Source organism: Uliginosibacterium gangwonense DSM 18521, assembly GCF_000373965.1.
GTDB lineage: Bacteria > Pseudomonadota > Gammaproteobacteria > Burkholderiales > Rhodocyclaceae > Uliginosibacterium > Uliginosibacterium gangwonense.
On the sequence record NZ_KB892835.1, the window covers coordinates 238,084 to 254,041 of the forward strand.

General features: G+C 54.9%; 14 protein-coding genes. 9 read left to right on the forward strand and 5 right to left on the reverse strand.

Features of this window, described 5'->3' with window-relative positions:
- Window positions 1-61: 61 nt before the first annotated feature.
- The 3 genes from B145_RS0103885 to gtfA all read right to left on the reverse strand — a co-directional run bounded on the left by B145_RS0103885 (window position 62) and on the right by gtfA (window position 4,649).
- Entirely contained in the window at window positions 62-1,474 is a 1,413-nt protein-coding gene (locus B145_RS0103885; protein WP_281167656.1) for an L-serine ammonia-lyase, read from the reverse strand.
- Window positions 1,475-1,556: 82 nt separating this feature from the next.
- Entirely contained in the window at window positions 1,557-2,843 is a 1,287-nt protein-coding gene (locus tag B145_RS0103890) for an SLC5/6 family protein (protein WP_026258807.1), read from the reverse strand.
- A gap of 315 nt (window positions 2,844-3,158) precedes the next feature.
- Window positions 3,159-4,649, reverse strand: a complete 1,491-nt coding sequence (gene gtfA, locus B145_RS0103895; RefSeq protein ID WP_018605310.1) for a sucrose phosphorylase — start codon at window positions 4,647-4,649, stop codon at window positions 3,159-3,161.
- Between the two features lie 264 nt (window positions 4,650-4,913).
- Here gtfA and B145_RS0103900 point away from each other — a divergent pair, with 264 nt between their 5' ends.
- The 5 genes from B145_RS0103900 to B145_RS0103920 all read left to right on the forward strand — a co-directional run bounded on the left by B145_RS0103900 (window position 4,914) and on the right by B145_RS0103920 (window position 10,552).
- On the forward strand, window positions 4,914-6,194 hold the full coding sequence (locus tag B145_RS0103900) for an ABC transporter substrate-binding protein (RefSeq protein WP_018605311.1): 1,281 nt from the start codon (window positions 4,914-4,916) through the stop codon (window positions 6,192-6,194).
- Between the two features lie 119 nt (window positions 6,195-6,313).
- Complete coding sequence (locus tag B145_RS0103905) at window positions 6,314-7,267, forward strand: carbohydrate ABC transporter permease (RefSeq protein ID WP_018605312.1); 954 nt, start codon at window positions 6,314-6,316, stop codon at window positions 7,265-7,267.
- Window positions 7,267-8,157 carry a carbohydrate ABC transporter permease gene (locus B145_RS0103910; RefSeq protein WP_018605313.1) on the forward strand — a complete coding sequence of 297 codons (891 nt, stop codon included), beginning with the start codon at window positions 7,267-7,269 and terminating at the stop codon, window positions 8,155-8,157. The genes B145_RS0103905 and B145_RS0103910 overlap by 1 nt, the downstream gene beginning before the upstream one ends.
- Window positions 8,158-8,242: 85 nt before the next feature.
- Window positions 8,243-9,358 carry an ABC transporter ATP-binding protein gene (locus tag B145_RS0103915; RefSeq protein WP_281167655.1) on the forward strand — a complete coding sequence of 372 codons (1,116 nt, stop codon included), beginning with the start codon at window positions 8,243-8,245 and terminating at the stop codon, window positions 9,356-9,358.
- 165 nt (window positions 9,359-9,523) lie between these two features.
- Window positions 9,524-10,552: a LacI family DNA-binding transcriptional regulator gene (locus B145_RS0103920; RefSeq protein ID WP_018605315.1), complete on the forward strand. Its 1,029-nt coding sequence runs from the start codon at window positions 9,524-9,526 to the stop codon at window positions 10,550-10,552.
- 44 nt (window positions 10,553-10,596) lie between these two features.
- Here B145_RS0103920 and B145_RS0103925 read toward each other — a convergent pair whose 3' ends face one another.
- Both B145_RS0103925 and B145_RS0103935 read right to left on the reverse strand, forming a co-directional pair.
- Window positions 10,597-10,995, reverse strand: coding sequence for a DNA-directed RNA polymerase subunit alpha C-terminal domain-containing protein (locus tag B145_RS0103925; RefSeq protein ID WP_018605316.1), 399 nt, complete (start codon window positions 10,993-10,995; stop codon window positions 10,597-10,599).
- A gap of 126 nt (window positions 10,996-11,121) precedes the next feature.
- On the reverse strand, window positions 11,122-12,468 hold the full coding sequence (locus B145_RS0103935) for a maltoporin (RefSeq protein WP_018605320.1): 1,347 nt from the start codon (window positions 12,466-12,468) through the stop codon (window positions 11,122-11,124).
- Window positions 12,469-12,574: 106 nt separating this feature from the next.
- On the opposite strand from B145_RS0103935, the gene B145_RS28515 reads away from it, so the two are divergent.
- The 4 genes from B145_RS28515 to B145_RS0103950 all read left to right on the forward strand — a co-directional run bounded on the left by B145_RS28515 (window position 12,575) and on the right by B145_RS0103950 (window position 15,919).
- Window positions 12,575-13,021 (forward strand): hypothetical protein, encoded by a 447-nt coding sequence (locus B145_RS28515; protein ID WP_157288261.1) that lies wholly within the window; start codon window positions 12,575-12,577, stop codon window positions 13,019-13,021.
- Window positions 13,022-13,151: 130 nt separating this feature from the next.
- Window positions 13,152-14,630: an ABC transporter substrate-binding protein gene (locus B145_RS0103940; protein ID WP_245541822.1), complete on the forward strand. Its 1,479-nt coding sequence runs from the start codon at window positions 13,152-13,154 to the stop codon at window positions 14,628-14,630.
- A 137-nt stretch (window positions 14,631-14,767) separates the two neighbouring features.
- Complete coding sequence (locus B145_RS28520; protein ID WP_018605324.1) at window positions 14,768-14,938, forward strand: hypothetical protein; 171 nt, start codon at window positions 14,768-14,770, stop codon at window positions 14,936-14,938.
- Between the two features lie 48 nt (window positions 14,939-14,986).
- Window positions 14,987-15,919 carry an SHOCT domain-containing protein gene (locus B145_RS0103950; protein WP_157288262.1) on the forward strand — a complete coding sequence of 311 codons (933 nt, stop codon included), beginning with the start codon at window positions 14,987-14,989 and terminating at the stop codon, window positions 15,917-15,919.
- Window positions 15,920-15,958: the final 39 nt, after the last annotated feature.

Genomic DNA, 15,958 nt, shown 5'->3' on the forward strand with positions numbered 1-15,958 from the left:
CGGCTGGCGCTCCGGTGTTGGGGTGGGGGCAGGTTCAGGCTGCGCCGGTTTGATGCATCAATCAGGGCGCCCAGCGGATGCAATCGGCGTCGGGTTCCGCAACAAAGCTGATGGGAGCCGACATTTTCAGTGCGAGGCCACCGCAGGATGTTTCGCGGTACTTCGGGCTCATGTCCTTGCCTACTTCAAACATCACCTCAATCACCTTGTCGAGGGGGATGATGGGCTCGCTGGCGCGGCACAGCGCCATCCGTGCCGCGTTGATGGCTTTGACCGCACCCATGGCGTTACGCTCAATGCAGGGAATCTGCACCTGCCCGCCAACCGGGTCACAGGTCAGGCCCAGGTTATGTTCCATGGCAATTTCAGCGGCAATGCAGACCTGCTGTGGGGTGCCGCCGAGCAGCTCGGCAAGGCCGGCGGCTGCCATCGAGCAGGCCACGCCGACTTCGCCCTGGCAACCGACTTCGGCGCCGGAGATGGAGGCATTGGTTTTGAACAGCGCACCAATGGCCGCCGACGCCAGGAAGAAGCGGACGCAGGACTCTTCATCCACGGTGCTGATGAAGTGGTTGTAATAAGCCAATACTGCGGGCACGATGCCGCAGGCACCATTGGTAGGGGCGGTGACCACGCGGCCACCGGCGGCGTTTTCTTCCGAGACCGCAAGCGCGAACATATTGATCCAGTCGATGATGTTCATTGGGTCGCGTGACAGGGCTTCGGAAGAGGCCAGCCGTCTATGCAGCGCAGCAGCACGACGCGGCACGCGGAAGGGACCGGGCAGCACGCCTTCGGTCTTTAGGCCGCGCTCCATGCATTGGCGCATTTTGGTCCAGACGTTGCCGAAATATTCGTAGATCTCGTCCCGCGTGTGCAGGTGGAGTTCATTTTTCAGCACCAGCCCGGACAGGGAAAGCCCCGTGTTGCGGCAGTGAGCAAGCAGTTCGCCCGCACTGGCATAGGGGTAGGGAACAGTGCTCTGGCCTTCTTCGGCGTTGCCTGCATCGCCGTCTTCAATCACAAAACCACCGCCAATCGAATAGTAGTTTTTGTCGATCAACAGTTGCTCGCCCGCGTAGGCCTTCATGGTCAAGCCGTTTTCGTGGCGCGGGAGATTGGAGCGGTGAAAAGTCATTGCCGCATCCGGGAAATCGATCTCCGGGCCATCCTGGCCGAGGCGAATACGGTGCGAATTGCGCACCTTCTGCACCAGACCGGGGATTGCATCAACGTTGACGGTATCGGGCAATTCGCCCATCAGGCCCAGCAGGAGGGCCACGTCGGTTTTGTGTCCGCGCCCGGTCAGCGCCAGTGAGCCGTAGACATCGACCACGACTGAGGTCGTCTGCGCCAGCAGAGCTTGTTCGCGCAGGGTATCAATGAAGCGCCTGGCCGCATTCATCGGCCCCAGGGTATGAGAGCTTGAAGGCCCGATCCCGACCTTGTACAGATGGAACATGCTGATCATGATTTGAATCCCTCTTAAAACAGCGCTTTTACTTACCGCCTGCCTTCAGCGCGATATACGCCGAAGGCAGGGTATCTGCCAGAACTTAGTGCCCCAGCAGTGAATAGAAAATTGCCGACATGGCGACCGCGCCAACAAACAGCACAAACACGTTGCTGGGCCGCCCGGCGTACTTGCGCATGGCGGGAACCTTGCGCATAGCATACATCGGCATCACGAACAGCAGAGCAGCAATGATCGGGCCACACAGGGATTCGATCATGCCCAGGATGCTCGGGTTCAGCGTGGCAACGATCCAGATCGCCAGGAACATGAACACGGCACTGACACGGTTGAGCACCTTGGTGTTGACCTGCTTGCCGCTGCCGTCCAACTGCTGGGCGATCAGGCCATTCAAGCCTTCACGGGCACCCAGGTAGTGGCCCAGGAAAGATTTGGACATGGCCACGAAGGCCACTGCCGGTGCTAACCATACCACCAGCGGATTGTTGAACTTGTTACCGATGAACGACAGGATCGAGATGTTCTGCGATTTGGCGGCTGCCAACTCTACTGGGGAGAGGGCGAAGATGCAACTGAAGACAAAGAACATGACAACGGCAACCATCATCATCACTGCATACTTCTCGATCTTCTCACCCTTTTCAACGGCTTCTTCACCATATTGCTGCTGTTGTGCAACCGCGAAGCGGGAAATGACGGGGGAATGGTTGAACGAGAACACCAGCACCGGGATGCTCAGCCACAGCGTGATGCTGAATTGCCCTGCAGAGGGCATGCCTTGCAGCGCAGCACCATTCCATTGCGGCACCAGGAACATGCCAAGGCCGATCAGCACGGCGATGAACGGATAGACCAGCCAGCTCATGACGCGTACTACCATCTGTTCGCTGGAGGCGACAATGCCGAGCAGCCCGGCTGTCAGCACAAAGGAGAGCAGCGCGCGTGGCGGTGCGACCATGTGCAGCTGGTGGGTCATGAAGTTCTCAACCGTATTGGTCAGGCCCACGCCATAGAGCAGCAGAATCGGCAGGATGGTGAAGAAATACAGCAGCGTGATGAGTTTGCCTGCTGTGGCGCCGAAGTGCTCACCCACGACTTCGGTGATATCGCTGCCCGGCTTGGATGACGAAAGAATAAAACGGATCAGGCCACGGTGGGCCAGATAGGTCATGGGAAAGGCCAGAACGGCCATCACCAGCAGCGGCCAGATGCCGCCCAGCCCGGCATTGATCGGCAAGAACAGGGTGCCTGCGCCAATGGCGGTGGCAAACAGGCCGAGTACCCAGGTTCGATCGTGGCCGTTTAAGGATGATCCGGCTGTAGGACGGCTCAGTACGCCATCCATGGTTTTACTTGTACTTGTGGACATGTCTACTTCCTCCTTTTGATGAGCTGTGATCATCCAGATCGACCACTGCTTGAGAGGAAGTGTGTGCGAGGATTCAGCCGCTTTGTGGGGCTATATCCGGAACGGCGGTATGGGAATTTAAGCGGTTGATCCGGCAGGCGAACGGAGTTTGGCAGGGGAAGGCGTGCTGGTCAGCCGCCTGGAGAGCCCACTCCAGAGGGCTCACTTTGAGCGCTGCCAGACTCTTGGCCCGATCAAGGTAACACTTTTGCGGTGTTGAGACCAGTGGCCCACAAGCGCTGTGGGCCACATCCGGCGTGATACGTTGATAAATGACTATTGCATCATATCCAAATGCTGGAATAAGTCAAACACGGCGTGGCCAGTATCTCCATTGTGCAGAATGGTGGCCCGACTATTGGCAAAATCGATTTGCAGCTCCGCCCACGCATCCTCATGAGTCCAGCGCGCATAAAATTGCGTATCCGGGCAGGCCGGCAGGCTGAAGGTGCCGCCAAATGCTGAATGAGTGTTTCTGAAATGGATCAGGCGGAACAGATCTTTCACTACCGGGCGTTCGACATGTTCGGCGACTTCTGCGGGCGTGTAGTAGTGGCGATTGATGTCGCGCCCGACCTGGGTTTTTTCCAATAGCCCCATGTCATTACAGCCTGCCAGAAGGCCGACGTAATACACCTGGGGAATCCCAGGCGAGAAGAACTGGATGGCGCGGGCAAGGATGTAATCGCGGTCGTTGCGGCCCAAGGCATCGTAATAGGTGCAATTGACCTGATAGAGATCGAGATTGCTGGCCGCAGCCCCCGTGGCCCTTCGGCTTTGATTGGCGCTGTTGGCATGCATTTGCTCCACCAGTTGGCTCAGTTCTTCCGGGGGGATCAGGCCGGGCGAATTCGGGCTGCCAGCATCGGCCCCCACATCAATCACGCCGATGCCATCATGCGTATCGAGTACGGTGATGGCGTTGCGCGGGCTGATTGCCAGCCATTGCTTCAGATAGCGGCCAGTCTTGTTGATCAGCGCATGCAGTACCAGTGGGGGGAGGGCAAAGTCATAGACGCGGTCAACGCGTTGGGCAATCTCGATCTGCTTGCGGTAGTAGGAGTGAATTTCGACGAGCACTTCCATGCCACGGGTGCGGGCCGCAGCCGCCAACTCACCGATGAAGGCGAAGGTTTCGGGGATCATGAAGCAGTTGGTCCCCGGCTTTTTGATCGCATAGCCCGCCGCATCCAGGCGGATCGACTGGATTCCTGCCTCGGCGAAGGCATCAAGAATCCGCGTCAGATAACGCTGACCACTGGCATGGGTAACGTCAATGTCGATCTGGTTGCTGGTAAAGCTGGTCCACAAGATGGCTTTTTGCCCGTTCGCCAGCGTTGTGTAGGTAAAGGGCAGGCCGGGGCGGGGGCGATAGATTTTCAGCAGGTCTTCTTCTGTGGCGCCTTGGGGAAATACCTTGGATAGGCGCAGGAAGAGGCCGTTGTACTCAGACTTGCCTCCTTTGGCTGAATAGTCCAGGAATTGCGCGGATTGGGCGGACATGTGATTGACGATCAGGTCGGCCATGATCTCGTAGTCTTTGCCCAGTTGCCGCACATCCGTCCAGTCGCCCAGACGCGGATCAACAGTCGCGTGATCAATGGGATCAAAACCTGCATCGCTGCCATCAATAGGCGTGAAGAAGGGCAGTAAGTGAACCCCGCCAAACAAATCGCGTAAAGGGCCTGCCAGCAAGGATTGAAGTCCTGCGAGTCCGCCTCCGCCAAGCCTGTCCACATAGGTGATCAGTTGTACTTGGTTTTTCATGTTTTATTCTTTCCAGCAAATAGGGTGTGTTCGTGCTGGCACAGTCTGATCATCAGGACTGTCGCCATGGGGTTTCAATTGTTACTCCAAAGCGCTTTGGATTGCACTGAAGGTTTTCCCTGATAGTAGTCCAAAGCGCTTTGGACTAATTTTCAAATCGCTTTGAGAGCAAACACGATAACTGTGCATGTATCGGGCAGCGTGATGGGCAGATTCGGGGTTGAAAGCCGTTTTCCGGCTGAAATAAAATCAAGGAGACAAGCAATGCATGTGAACAAGAATTGGTTCGTCAAGGTGGTAGGCTTTGTGGGCTTGGGGGTCGCAAGCGGTGCTGCCTTGGCCGAAACACCGGTCTCAATGTGGGTCCATTCCGGCCCTGGGCCAGAGCGCGAAGTCTATGCAGCAGCAGTCAAATCCTTCAACGATTCGCAAAAGGATATCAAGCTTGAACTGGTGGCGCTGCCCGAAGGCAGCTATAGCGACCAGATCAACGCCGCAGCCTTGGCCAGAAAGCTGCCCTGTATTCTCGATTTTGACGGCCCCAATGTATATAACTACGCGTGGACCAAGAAAATCATTCCCCTGGATGACTTTGCCGAACTCAAGCCGATCAAGGCCGATCTGCTGCCCTCTTTGCTGCGGCAGGGAACCTTCAACAAGAAGCTCTACAGCGTCGGTCAGTATGATTCCGGTCTGGCCATCTGGGGCAACAAAAAGCTCCTGACCAAGGCTGGCATCCGCATTCCGGCCAAAGTAAGCGAGGCGTGGACGTTTGCCGAATTCGAGGATGCACTCAAAAAGCTCAAGGCAGCCGGAGTGGCCTATCCGCTTGACATGAAATTCAACTATGGTTTCGGCGAGTGGTTCACCTATGGCTTCTCACCGATTGTACAAAGTTTTGGTGGCGATCTGATCAACCGCAATGGCTTCAAAACCGCCCAGGGTGCAATCAATGGCCCGGAAGCTGTCAGGGCCATGACGACCCTGCAAAACTGGACCAAAAACGGCTACGTAAATGCCTCCACACATGACGATGGCGATTTCGTCAAGGGGACGGCCGCGCTCTCCTACGTCGGCCACTGGACCTACAGCGACTACAAAAAAGCGCTGGGTAATGATCTGGTACTGATCCCGATGCCCAAGTTCGGCAAGAAGGCCGTGACTGGCGCGGGCTCATGGAATTTTGGGATTACTGCTGATTGCAAAGACCCGCGTGCTGCCGCAAAGGTAATTGGGCACCTGATGAGCTCTGCGCAAATCCTTCAACTGACTGATGTTAACGGTGCTATACCGGGCACGATGACGGCGCTGAAGGCCAGCAAGAATTATGCAGCCGGAGGCCCGCTGGCGATTTACGCCGAGCAGGCGACTGAGCATGTTTCGCTTGTTCGTCCGGAAACGCCAGCCTACCCGGCGATCACCTCGGCATTCGCTGAAGCGGTGAAAAACATTGTCGCAGGCTCAGACGTCAAGAAGGAACTGGATAAGGCGGCCAAGAAAATTGACCAGAACATTGAGGATAACAACGGTTATCCGGTCAAGTAAGCCTGCTTGAATACGTTGGCCCCAAGGCTCTGGGGCCAACGCGAAGGCTTACGCCAAGTATGGTATAGACTTGGCATGTAATGCATAAAGCATTAAAAACTAGCGAACCGTATCGCATCATGACTTCGAATCCTGCTTTGACATCAGGCGCCTCTGCGCCGAGTATTCCGTCGTCGGCCAAGCGCAAAGGCCGATTGACCCCTTGGTTTTTCGCCGCACCAGGTCTTACCCTCCTCCTGTTGTTTTTGGTGCTGCCCTTTCTTCTGGCGCTGGTATTGTCATTCACCGATCAGCGCCTGGTGACCAATGAAGAGATTGGCACACATTTTGTGGGGCTGCGCAATTACATCCGCCTGTTTGACGACGACTCTTTCTGGGCCGCATTACGCAACAATTTCTTCTTTGTGGTGATTGTGACCCCGATCCAGTCGGCGCTTGCTTTGCTTCTTGCGCTTCTGGTCAATCAAAAGTTGGCTGGGGCGCGGATTTTCCGCACCATCTATTTCATGCCGGTGGCAACTACCATGGCGGTGGTGGCCGTTGTGTGGTCGCTGCTCTACGCACCGGATCAAGGGGTGATCAACCGGCTGGTAGGCGTGTTGAGCTTTGGTATGGTTGGGCCGCAGGACTGGCTGCGTAACCCCACCCTGGTGATGCCCGCCGTCATGCTGTTATCAATCTGGCAAGGCGTGGGCTTCCAGATGCTGGTTTTCCTGGCCGGTTTACAGTCAATTCCACTTGACCTTTATGAAGCCGCAAAACTGGATGGAGCGACCGCACGGCAGCAATTCCTGTATGTGACGCTGCCGATGCTGAAAAATACGACGATTTTCGTGCTGATCACCACCACGATCTACGCCTTCCAGCTCTTCACGCAGGTGCAGATCATCGCAAACAGCGGCACGCCTGCACCGGTTGACTCGTTCCGGACGATGGTCATGTTGATGGTACAAGAAGGTTTCAGCAATGGGAAGATTGGCTATGCATCAGCCATATCCGTGGTGTTCTTCCTTATCGTACTGGCCATTTCCCTTGTTCAACGCCTACTGCTCAAAGAAGAGAGGGCCGTGTGATGAGTGCCGTTCCGTTCCAACCCTCGCTGGGGCGCAGCAAAATGATTGCGCGTGTGCTGCAATATGCCTTGCACATCGCACTGGTCTTGTTCTTCCTATTTCCCTTGGTATTCATGTTCGTCTCTGCATTCAAGGGTGATGAACTACAGTTGCTCAAAGACATGGGCAGCATGATGGCTTTTGTGCCGCATGGAGATGTCTCGGGGAAGAATTTTGCCAGTGTTTTTTCATCAAGCAGTTTCAGGCAGGCGTTTTTCAATTCGACATTTACGGTCAGCATCACGGTGATCCTGGGTATCCTGGTCAACAGCATGTTGGCCTATGCCCTGGCGCGTTTCCGCTTCCGTGGGCGGACGTTGATTTTGACGGCCATCATTGCCTTAATCATTATTCCATTCGAGGCCATTGCAGTGCCATTGCTGATGCTCGTCAATGAATTGCCGTGGTTCAGCGGCACACGGGGGTGGTTGGATTCCTATCAGGTACAGATCATTCCATTTGTTGCGCACGCGTTTTCCATCTACCTGTTCTACCAGTTCTTCATCGCCTTGCCGAAAGATCTGGAAGAAGCCGCGATGATGGATGGCGCAAGCCGCCTGCGTATTTACTGGAGCATTGTCATGCCCCTGTCCAAGCCGGTGATTGCCACGGTGGCCGTGCTGCAGTTCCTGTCGCGCTGGGGGGATTTGCTCTGGCCCGTGATGGTGGTACGTGGCGACAACTATGCCACGCTGCCTTTGGCCATGCAGACATTTTTCGGACAATACCCACGGCATTGGGGTGAGGTCATGGCGTTTGCTGCGATGGCGACCTTGCCAACATTGAGCTTGTTTATTGTGTTCCAACGCTGGTTTGTGCGTAGCGCGATTTCCAGTGGCGTGAAGGGGTGAGAATCCGGTGAGTCCCTGCTGTGCCACAAGCGCGGTGGGCAGGGGAAACAGAATAGAGCCGGGTGGGGCAAAAGCCCGGCAGATAATGGATGAGGAGCAGGTCATGGCCAGTGTGAAGATGCGGAAAATACGTAAGACATATGACAATAGTGTCGAGGTGATCAAGGGGGTTGACCTTGAGGTAAAAGATGGGGAATTCATGGTTTTCGTCGGCCCGTCCGGCTGCGGAAAATCAACCATGATGCGCATGATTGCGGGCCTTGAGGAAATCAGCGACGGGGAGCTGCACATTGGTGAGCGTCTGGCGAATGACCTGCCACCAGTCGATCGCAAGGTGGCGATGGTATTCCAAAGTTACGCTCTGTATCCACATATGACGGTGGCAGAGAACATGGGTTTCGGGCTCAAATTGGCAGGCACGCCAAAGGCTGAGGTCAAGGAGATCGTCGGTAAGGCCGCCGAGATCTTGCGGATCTCCCACCTCCTGGAGCGTCGCCCCAAGGCGCTCTCCGGTGGTCAGCGTCAGAGGGTGGCCATTGGCCGGGCGATTGTGCGCAAGCCAGGCGTGTTTTTGTTTGACGAGCCGCTTTCCAACCTTGATGCCGGGTTGCGTGTGCAGATGCGGGTGGAGCTGACCAAGCTTCACAAGGAGCTTGGCAGTACCATGATTTACGTGACTCATGATCAGACGGAGGCGATGACCATGGGAGACCGTATCGCGGTATTCAACCAGGGCGTGGTCGAACAAGTCGGACCGCCCATGGAACTCTACCGCGATCCCGTCAACACCTTTGTGGCAGAGTTTTTAGGTGCCCCGAAGATGAATTTGTTACCGGCCAAATGGGCAAAGCAGGGAAATGGTGCCATGCTGGAGGTTGGAGGCTGTAAAATACCTTGGAATGGGGATGGTGCGGGCCCTATTGAAGCTGTGCGCGATGATTTGCTGCTGGGGATTCGCCCGGAACATATAGATGTCCTCTCGGATGCCTCCGAGACGGGTACAATTGGCGCAAAGCTCGAAGTTGTGGAACGTCTTGGTGACACCGTGTTGCTTTACGTAAAGATTGCTGGGCTGGACTCTCATGTGGCAGTCAAACTGCCGGAGGACGGAAATCAGTGGTCCCGTGGTGCCGTAGTGGGTTTGCGGCCACGAGAAAAAGCTGCCTTGCTTTTTGCCAGGAGTGGACAGCGCGTTAATTGAAGGATGACGGCGGAGGTTCTTTTCTCCGCCAATTCTGTTGGGATACGCGGTGCCTAGGCAGGGTGATGCATGCATAACGCAATGCGGCAGCATGTGAAGACCAGGACGACTCCGAAGTGCTTGCCCGATATGTGGATGCAAGCTGCATTATAGGAACTTGGTGTCGTGAATCTCAAACAATTATCTGAAAGCCTGGGCCTGTCGCAAACCACTGTCAGCCGTGCGCTGAACGGTTACTCTGACGTTAACGAAGCCACCCGTGAGCGGGTGGTGGAAACCGCCAAGCGCCTGGGCTATAAACCGAACGCCATGGCGCGGCGCCTGGCGATGGGCAAGGCCGATGCGGTGGGGTTGGTCTACCCGCTTGACGCGCTTGATATGGGAGACCCCCGCTTCCTTGAAGTGATTGAGGGGCTGACTGATGCACTCAATGCCAACGATATTGATGTCTTGATTGCCTCTGCGGGAAAGGCCAACGAGCTTAAAACCTATGAGCGGCTGATTCGTGGTCACCGTGTGGATGGTTTGATTGTTGCCCGCACCCTGATCAAAGACCCGCGCATCCAGTATTTGCGGCAGGCAAAATTCCCGTTTGTTTCTTATGGGCGTACCCAGGACCCATCTGCATTTTCATGGTTCGATTTCGACAATGAATTGGGGTGCCGTCTGGCGGTGCGCCGTCTGGTTGGTTTTGGGCATCAGCATATCGCCTACATCCATGCGTCCTTGAATATGAATTTTGCCCGTCAGCGCTATGAAGGTTTCATGGCAGAGATGCGTGAGGCGGCATTGCCGGTGAACCCGGATTGGGTAAAGGACGCGGGCTTTGCGCCTCGGAGTGGCTATGACGCCATGCGTGCCCTGCTGGCTGCAGAGACGCGTCCGACAGCAATTGTTGTCGATAACAATCTGGCGGGCGTAGGCGTGTTGCAGGCGCTGTACGAGGCAGGACTCAAAGTAGGGGAGGATTGTTCGGTGATTGTGTATGACGGTGTCCCGCAAACCGTGTTCACCAATCATTCGGAATTGACTTCTGTCGAGCAGGCTACGCCCTATGAGGCAGGCAAAAAGCTGGCAGAGTTGATACAGGGGGTGATGCAGGGCAAGCCCCTGTCTGAGCTGCAGGTCTTGTGGAAGCCAAGCATCCGCGCCGGGCATTCCGACGGCCCGGTCGGCCCCCAGTCTCGCCGCTAGGCTTTTGCGCGGGGAAAAATGTTGTGATGCCTATTGATTGGGCATCACAATGTTTTTTCCATATATGCGTGGATTCTGTGTACAGTTTTCTCACCGATTCTGGGAATCCTCATCAAATCCTGCGTGTTGAGCGCGCGTAAATCATCAATGGTATGGATGCCTTGTGACCTTAAGGCATTTTCTGCGTGCGCCGGGAGTTCCAGCGCCCTGATGTCACGTTGCCGCAGATGGGCTCGGTGAGAGAAGTAGGTCACAATGTCATCGGCAACCCCCAGGCGCAGCCCCAATTCCCACCAGACAGCACTGGCCAGTTGTGGTGAGTCCAGCGCACAGTCTTCCAGTAAGTGCTTCAAGGCGTTGAGAATCTGCTGAGGTGTATAGACCGTACCGCGTTTGAAGAAGGCATCTATCCTGGCGAAAATGTCCGCCTCAAGTGCATCCATACATCACCCACCGGTGAAAGTGACTTTGAACAATTGCAATGCAGTCTTGAGGGTACGCCTCAGGGCAATCGTGTCGCGGTATTGCTGTGCGCCACGATTGCCCCAGTGCATTACCTGATTGGCATTTTAGAACCAGGCTTCTACCTGGAAGCCATAGGTGCCGCCGTGGTTGGTACTTTCAAAGCCACCCACTGCAGTGGTGCAGTCACGCCCCGTGCAGGTTACGCCGCCAGCATCCTTGGCCGCATTGTTCCAGTGGGCGTAGGTATAGTAAGCACGCAATGCCGGACGCGACCAGAAGCTGCGGCCCATCGACATCTGCCCGGCCAGGGTCGCCTTGACCAGCTTGCGGGTGGCGCTTCCGTCACCGGGTTTCAAGGATTGATAACCGCCTTCAAATGCCACGCTATAGATGTCATTGAAGTGATACTGCGGGCGACCGCCGATGATGAAAGTCTTGTCCGTCACGCCGTTGTTACGGTTGTTCTGATACCCCACCACGAAGCCTGCGGTGATGGGTGTTCCTTGTGGTTCGATCACAATCGAATCAATCACTCGCCAGCCACGGTGTGTGCCGGTAAAGCCAGGCGTGCCGCTACCGTTCAGGTTGCCCGCATCTTTTGCAAATTGGGTAATGACGTTATTGGCGCCGCCCAAGACATCCTGAGTGTAGTGCGCGGTCAGGGTGTAGCCACCTTTCCCCTTGGCCAGAGTATTGCCACTGGCATCCTTGGCATCATTGTTGTTGTCTTTGAAAATGAGGTTGGCGCCCACTTCCAGTTGGCCACCTTGCCAGAGCGGAATTTGTTGCAGGCGGATATCGTGGTTTTGAACCTGCATGACGCCGCCATTGACGATGCCGGGGCGGAAACTACCCAGTGCGCCCCCCGAACTCGTGCTGCTTTGGCCATCCCAGTCCTGCGCACCGGTACGGAAAATGGCATAGGAGAGTTTCCCTGCACGGCCCAGATCTACCATGTCCAGCCCAACGCCTGGGCCAAGAGCAGGTTCCCACCACGTGTAGTCCAGGATATGAATGTCAGGGTTTTTGTAGAAGCGCTTGCCCAGCCAGACGTTCGCATCCTTGAAGGCGCCGTCGCCAACGTGATCGGCCTGTACAAACAATTGGCGCCAGGCAGGGGTGCTTTGTTCCCAGTTCGTCAGTTGCTGGGTGCCATAGGCAACGTTGGTGATTGCAGTGAACTTCACACCATGGACTTCACCGAGCTTGGCGCCATAGCTGAGAGTTGCGTAGGTGTCGCATTCATTGCCTAAGCGGAAAAAGCCCATGGTTTGCTGGTTGTCATTATTGGCTCCTTTGACCCTGTAACAGACCTCTTTGCCGCCCTTGGTAGCAGAACCGCCCCCTGTGCGGAAATAACCATGAAATCCCTCGTCGGCATCGGCATGGCAGACGGGTACAGCGGCAATTGTGGCCATGACGGCCAGAAAAATACGACTCTTTGTGTTCATTGTCTTCTCTCTCCTCTAGTTAAAACAAAGGGACCCCATCGCACTTTTTGGGAAGGAAGTCGATCCCTCATGAAAATGTGCTCACACTCAAAGTGCATTGCGTTTTTTGAAAAAAGATTCCCCCTTAGAGCATTCCAAAGGAATGATCTTGGCGTGTTGTGCTGATTGGCTTGTGGCGTTATTCCGCCAGGTGTATCCCCGTTTCAGCGGCGCAATGCTTGGTTTTTGTTATGCGTCGTCTGTGTTGCTGTCTCCTTTTGCACAGATCATGGTGACATGCGGCAGAGAGCAAGTTTTGGTGGGACTTGGCTGCGCATGCAACGGCATTGAAAAATTATTTACGTGCTTTTATATCTTCCAAAGCGCTTTTAGCGTAGGTCAAAGCGCTTTGGGTCACTATAAGGGAAAACCTTTAGCCGATAAGTTACAAGTGCAGAGGGGACGCGATTGTGTGACGTGGCGTCTGCCAGACACTCTGAAAATCGAGGGGTCAAAAAGAAGACGATTTAAGCCGGAACCGCCCTCTGGCTGGATAGAACTCCAAAATATATGACGTATGGAAAATCGAGAGAACCTGATTTTGATGCATCAAACCCCGTTTTGATCCGGTATTACCTGTAGTGGTCTGCTTGCAACAGCGAGGATGGTGTCGCCGATTCATTGAAAAGACGGGTTGAAAGTATTTGCTTCGAACCAAAGAGAGGATTTTTCAGTGGGACCCTGTTCTGGGTCGCCTTGAAGCGGGTGTCGTCGACGCGCTAAGGTTTTCCCGAATAGAGAATCCAAAGCGCTTTGATTATGTTAAAAGCGCTTTGGATGGCGACAGGTCAAGAGTTGATCGTCGAGTTTGTGCTGCGAACATTCTGACAATAACAAGGGGCGTACAGATGTTGACCACGAGGAGTTGGGCGCTAGGGGGTGTGTTGCTGGTGTGCGGTGTTGTGCCATATGCATACGCACAGGATGTCATCACCATGTGGGTGCATTCTGGGCCCGGATCGGAACGCGAGGCCTACGTGGCTTCCATCAAGGCATTCAATGAATCACAAACCATCTATAAGGCAGAGTTGATCACACAGCCTGAAGGGCAGTATGAAAATCGAGTGGAAGAAGCCGCAAAATCCAATCAATTGCCGTGTGTGTTGGATTTTGATGGTCCGTTTGTATACAACTATATCGCAACCAAAAAGATCGTTCCGCTGGATGACATTCCGGACTCGGTGGCCTTGGGGGTTGATATGCTTCCATCCCTATTGCGTCAGGGAACCTACAAGAAGCAGCTCTATAGCGTTGGTCAATATGATTCGGGGCTGGCAATCTGGGCCAATCGGAAATTGCTCAATAGTGCTGGGGTCAGGATACCTGTACGGCTGACTGAAGCCTGGTCTTTGAGTGAGTTTGAAGAGGTGCTCAGAAAGCTCAAGGACAGCGGTGTCCCGTATCCACTGGATATGAAGTTCAACTATGGGCTGGGGGAGTGGATGACCTATGGTATTTCTCCCATTGTGCAGAGTATGGGTGGGGACTTGATCAACCGGAATGGGTTTGTCAGCGCTCAGGGGGCCATCAATGGTCCGGCCGCCGTGGCGGCGCTGACGGCGGTGCAGAGATGGGTCAAGGCAGGCTACGTCAATCCTACCCCCAAGGGGGATGATGATTTCATCAAAGGCCGGTCTGCACTTTCGTATGTCGGGCATTGGACCTATAGGGAATATAAAAAGGCACTGGGCAATGATTTGGTTTTGATTCCCATGCCCCGTTTTGGCCACAGACAGGTCACGGGTGCAGGCTCATGGAATTTTGGCATTTCTGCAAATTGCCAGAACCGTCGTGGGGCTGCCAAGCTTTTGACACACCTTATGAAGCCAGAGGAAATTACCAGGGTAACCGCAATCAATGGCGCGATTCCCGGTACTTTCACCGCATTGATGCGTAACCACGCCTTTGATTATGGCGGGCCATTGCATATCTACTATCAGCAACTCTCCGAGGGGGTTGCCGAAGTCAGGCCGGAGACTGCCGCATACCCGGCGATTACCGCAGCATTTTCAAGAGCGGTGGGTCGCATCGTGTATGGTGCGGATGTCAAGAGATCGCTTGACACTGCGGCGCAGACTATTGATCGCTATATCGCCCAGAATCCTTCTGGAACCGAGCAATAGTATCTCGGGTGCTGTGCGGAGTATGACAAAGGGGGGCGTGGCAGTGCTTATGGTTTGATCAGAAAGGTAAATTGGATATTGACCAGTGCCTTGTATAGCATGAAAACGTGCATGTTGATACGCCAAGGAGAAGTGTCATGGTCAATATTGAAAATGCCAAGAGTCTAGATGTATTGCTTGCCTCCGGCTATGCCTGGGGTGAGTTGGTGGATGGCCCGGAGCGCAGCCCAGTTGCAGGGGATGGTGAGTTTGAGCAGCGGGTGCAGTTTCTCAAGATTCTGACGATGTGCGCGCTGTTCCCGCGTTAACCGCAGGGCAGCGGACGGCCGCGAGCGTGGTTGTGGCTCCTGGCACACATGATTGGCTTGGGTGGTGCGCCTTGCTTATGGATGATGTCATGGAGCCCACAAATCATGTGCATGAATGCTCGTTGTATTTTTTCAAAGACAGTTTGCTTGTTTTTTAGTGCCTGGGTTGCCTTGGTTCCTGTTTGCCATGCTGGGATTCTGAATTTCTTGGCCCCGTCGGGAGATGATGCGGAAAAACAGCTCCAGACATGGTTGCATTCGCCTACGCAAAATCTCAAACTCGGCGAATGGGACAGAATACGGCTCGCCCCGAGTTATTCGGAGCACCCCAATCAGCATCCACTGACCATTACGGCCGAGCAAGTGGCAGATATGCTGAAAACGCTGCAGCTCAAAGCTGATGGTGAGGTGATTGCGCTATTTGCTGAGGATGAACTGAAACGCTTGTCCAAACCCATTGCATCGGCCTTGGCTGTGGCACGCCCTGATCAGGATGTAGAGTTTCTCAGTACCGGGCAGCATGGCATGATCGGTATTGTTGCGCCGGTTGTCGGAAACGCCGGACGCATATTTGTGACGGGCGGGCGTCTGAACATCATCTTAGGGATGGTGCACAAGGATTTCATTTCTGATTATCTCCACGGTTCACGACGCGTACCGAAATTTGATTACGGCTCGCAGCAACATCCTGCCGAGTACATCAGCATAGCGAGTTCGGTGTCTGGGGATGTGCATCTTGTGCGTCAGGATTGGATTGCATTGCCAATGCCAGCCAAGCGGGCAGAGAAAGAACCTGCACGTCCAACCATAGAAACCCCACCCAGCAATGGGCCGATGGTGGCGCCAGGAAAAGATGCGGCCGAAGATCTTGCCAGCAAGCTGGCAGTACGCCTGAAGGCTCTACAGCTTCTGAAAGAGCAGGGTTTGCTCAGTGAAGAGGAATACCGCAATAAACGGGCGGCTATTTTGCAGGGGATGTAAGCGCACTTGCTTGGGGATGGCCGATGCCCGGCAATCCCC

Bases quoted from the DNA above. Each gene is read 5' to 3' on its own strand.
- B145_RS0103890 (WP_026258807.1), bottom strand. From the start codon at position 2,843: ATGTCCACAAGTACAAGTAAAACCATGGATGGCGTACTGAGCCGTCCT.
- gtfA (WP_018605310.1), bottom strand. From the start codon at position 4,649: ATGAAAAACCAAGTACAACTGATCACCTATGTGGACAGGCTTGGCGGA.
- B145_RS0103900 (WP_018605311.1), top strand. From the start codon at position 4,914: ATGCATGTGAACAAGAATTGGTTCGTCAAGGTGGTAGGCTTTGTGGGC.
- B145_RS0103905 (WP_018605312.1), top strand. From the start codon at position 6,314: ATGACTTCGAATCCTGCTTTGACATCAGGCGCCTCTGCGCCGAGTATT.
- B145_RS0103910 (WP_018605313.1), top strand. From the start codon at position 7,267: ATGAGTGCCGTTCCGTTCCAACCCTCGCTGGGGCGCAGCAAAATGATT.
- B145_RS0103915 (WP_281167655.1), top strand. From the start codon at position 8,243: ATGGATGAGGAGCAGGTCATGGCCAGTGTGAAGATGCGGAAAATACGT.
- B145_RS0103925 (WP_018605316.1), bottom strand. From the start codon at position 10,995: ATGGATGCACTTGAGGCGGACATTTTCGCCAGGATAGATGCCTTCTTC.
- B145_RS0103935 (WP_018605320.1), bottom strand. From the start codon at position 12,468: ATGAACACAAAGAGTCGTATTTTTCTGGCCGTCATGGCCACAATTGCC.
- B145_RS28520 (WP_018605324.1), top strand. From the start codon at position 14,768: ATGGTCAATATTGAAAATGCCAAGAGTCTAGATGTATTGCTTGCCTCC.
- B145_RS0103950 (WP_157288262.1), top strand. From the start codon at position 14,987: ATGATTGGCTTGGGTGGTGCGCCTTGCTTATGGATGATGTCATGGAGC.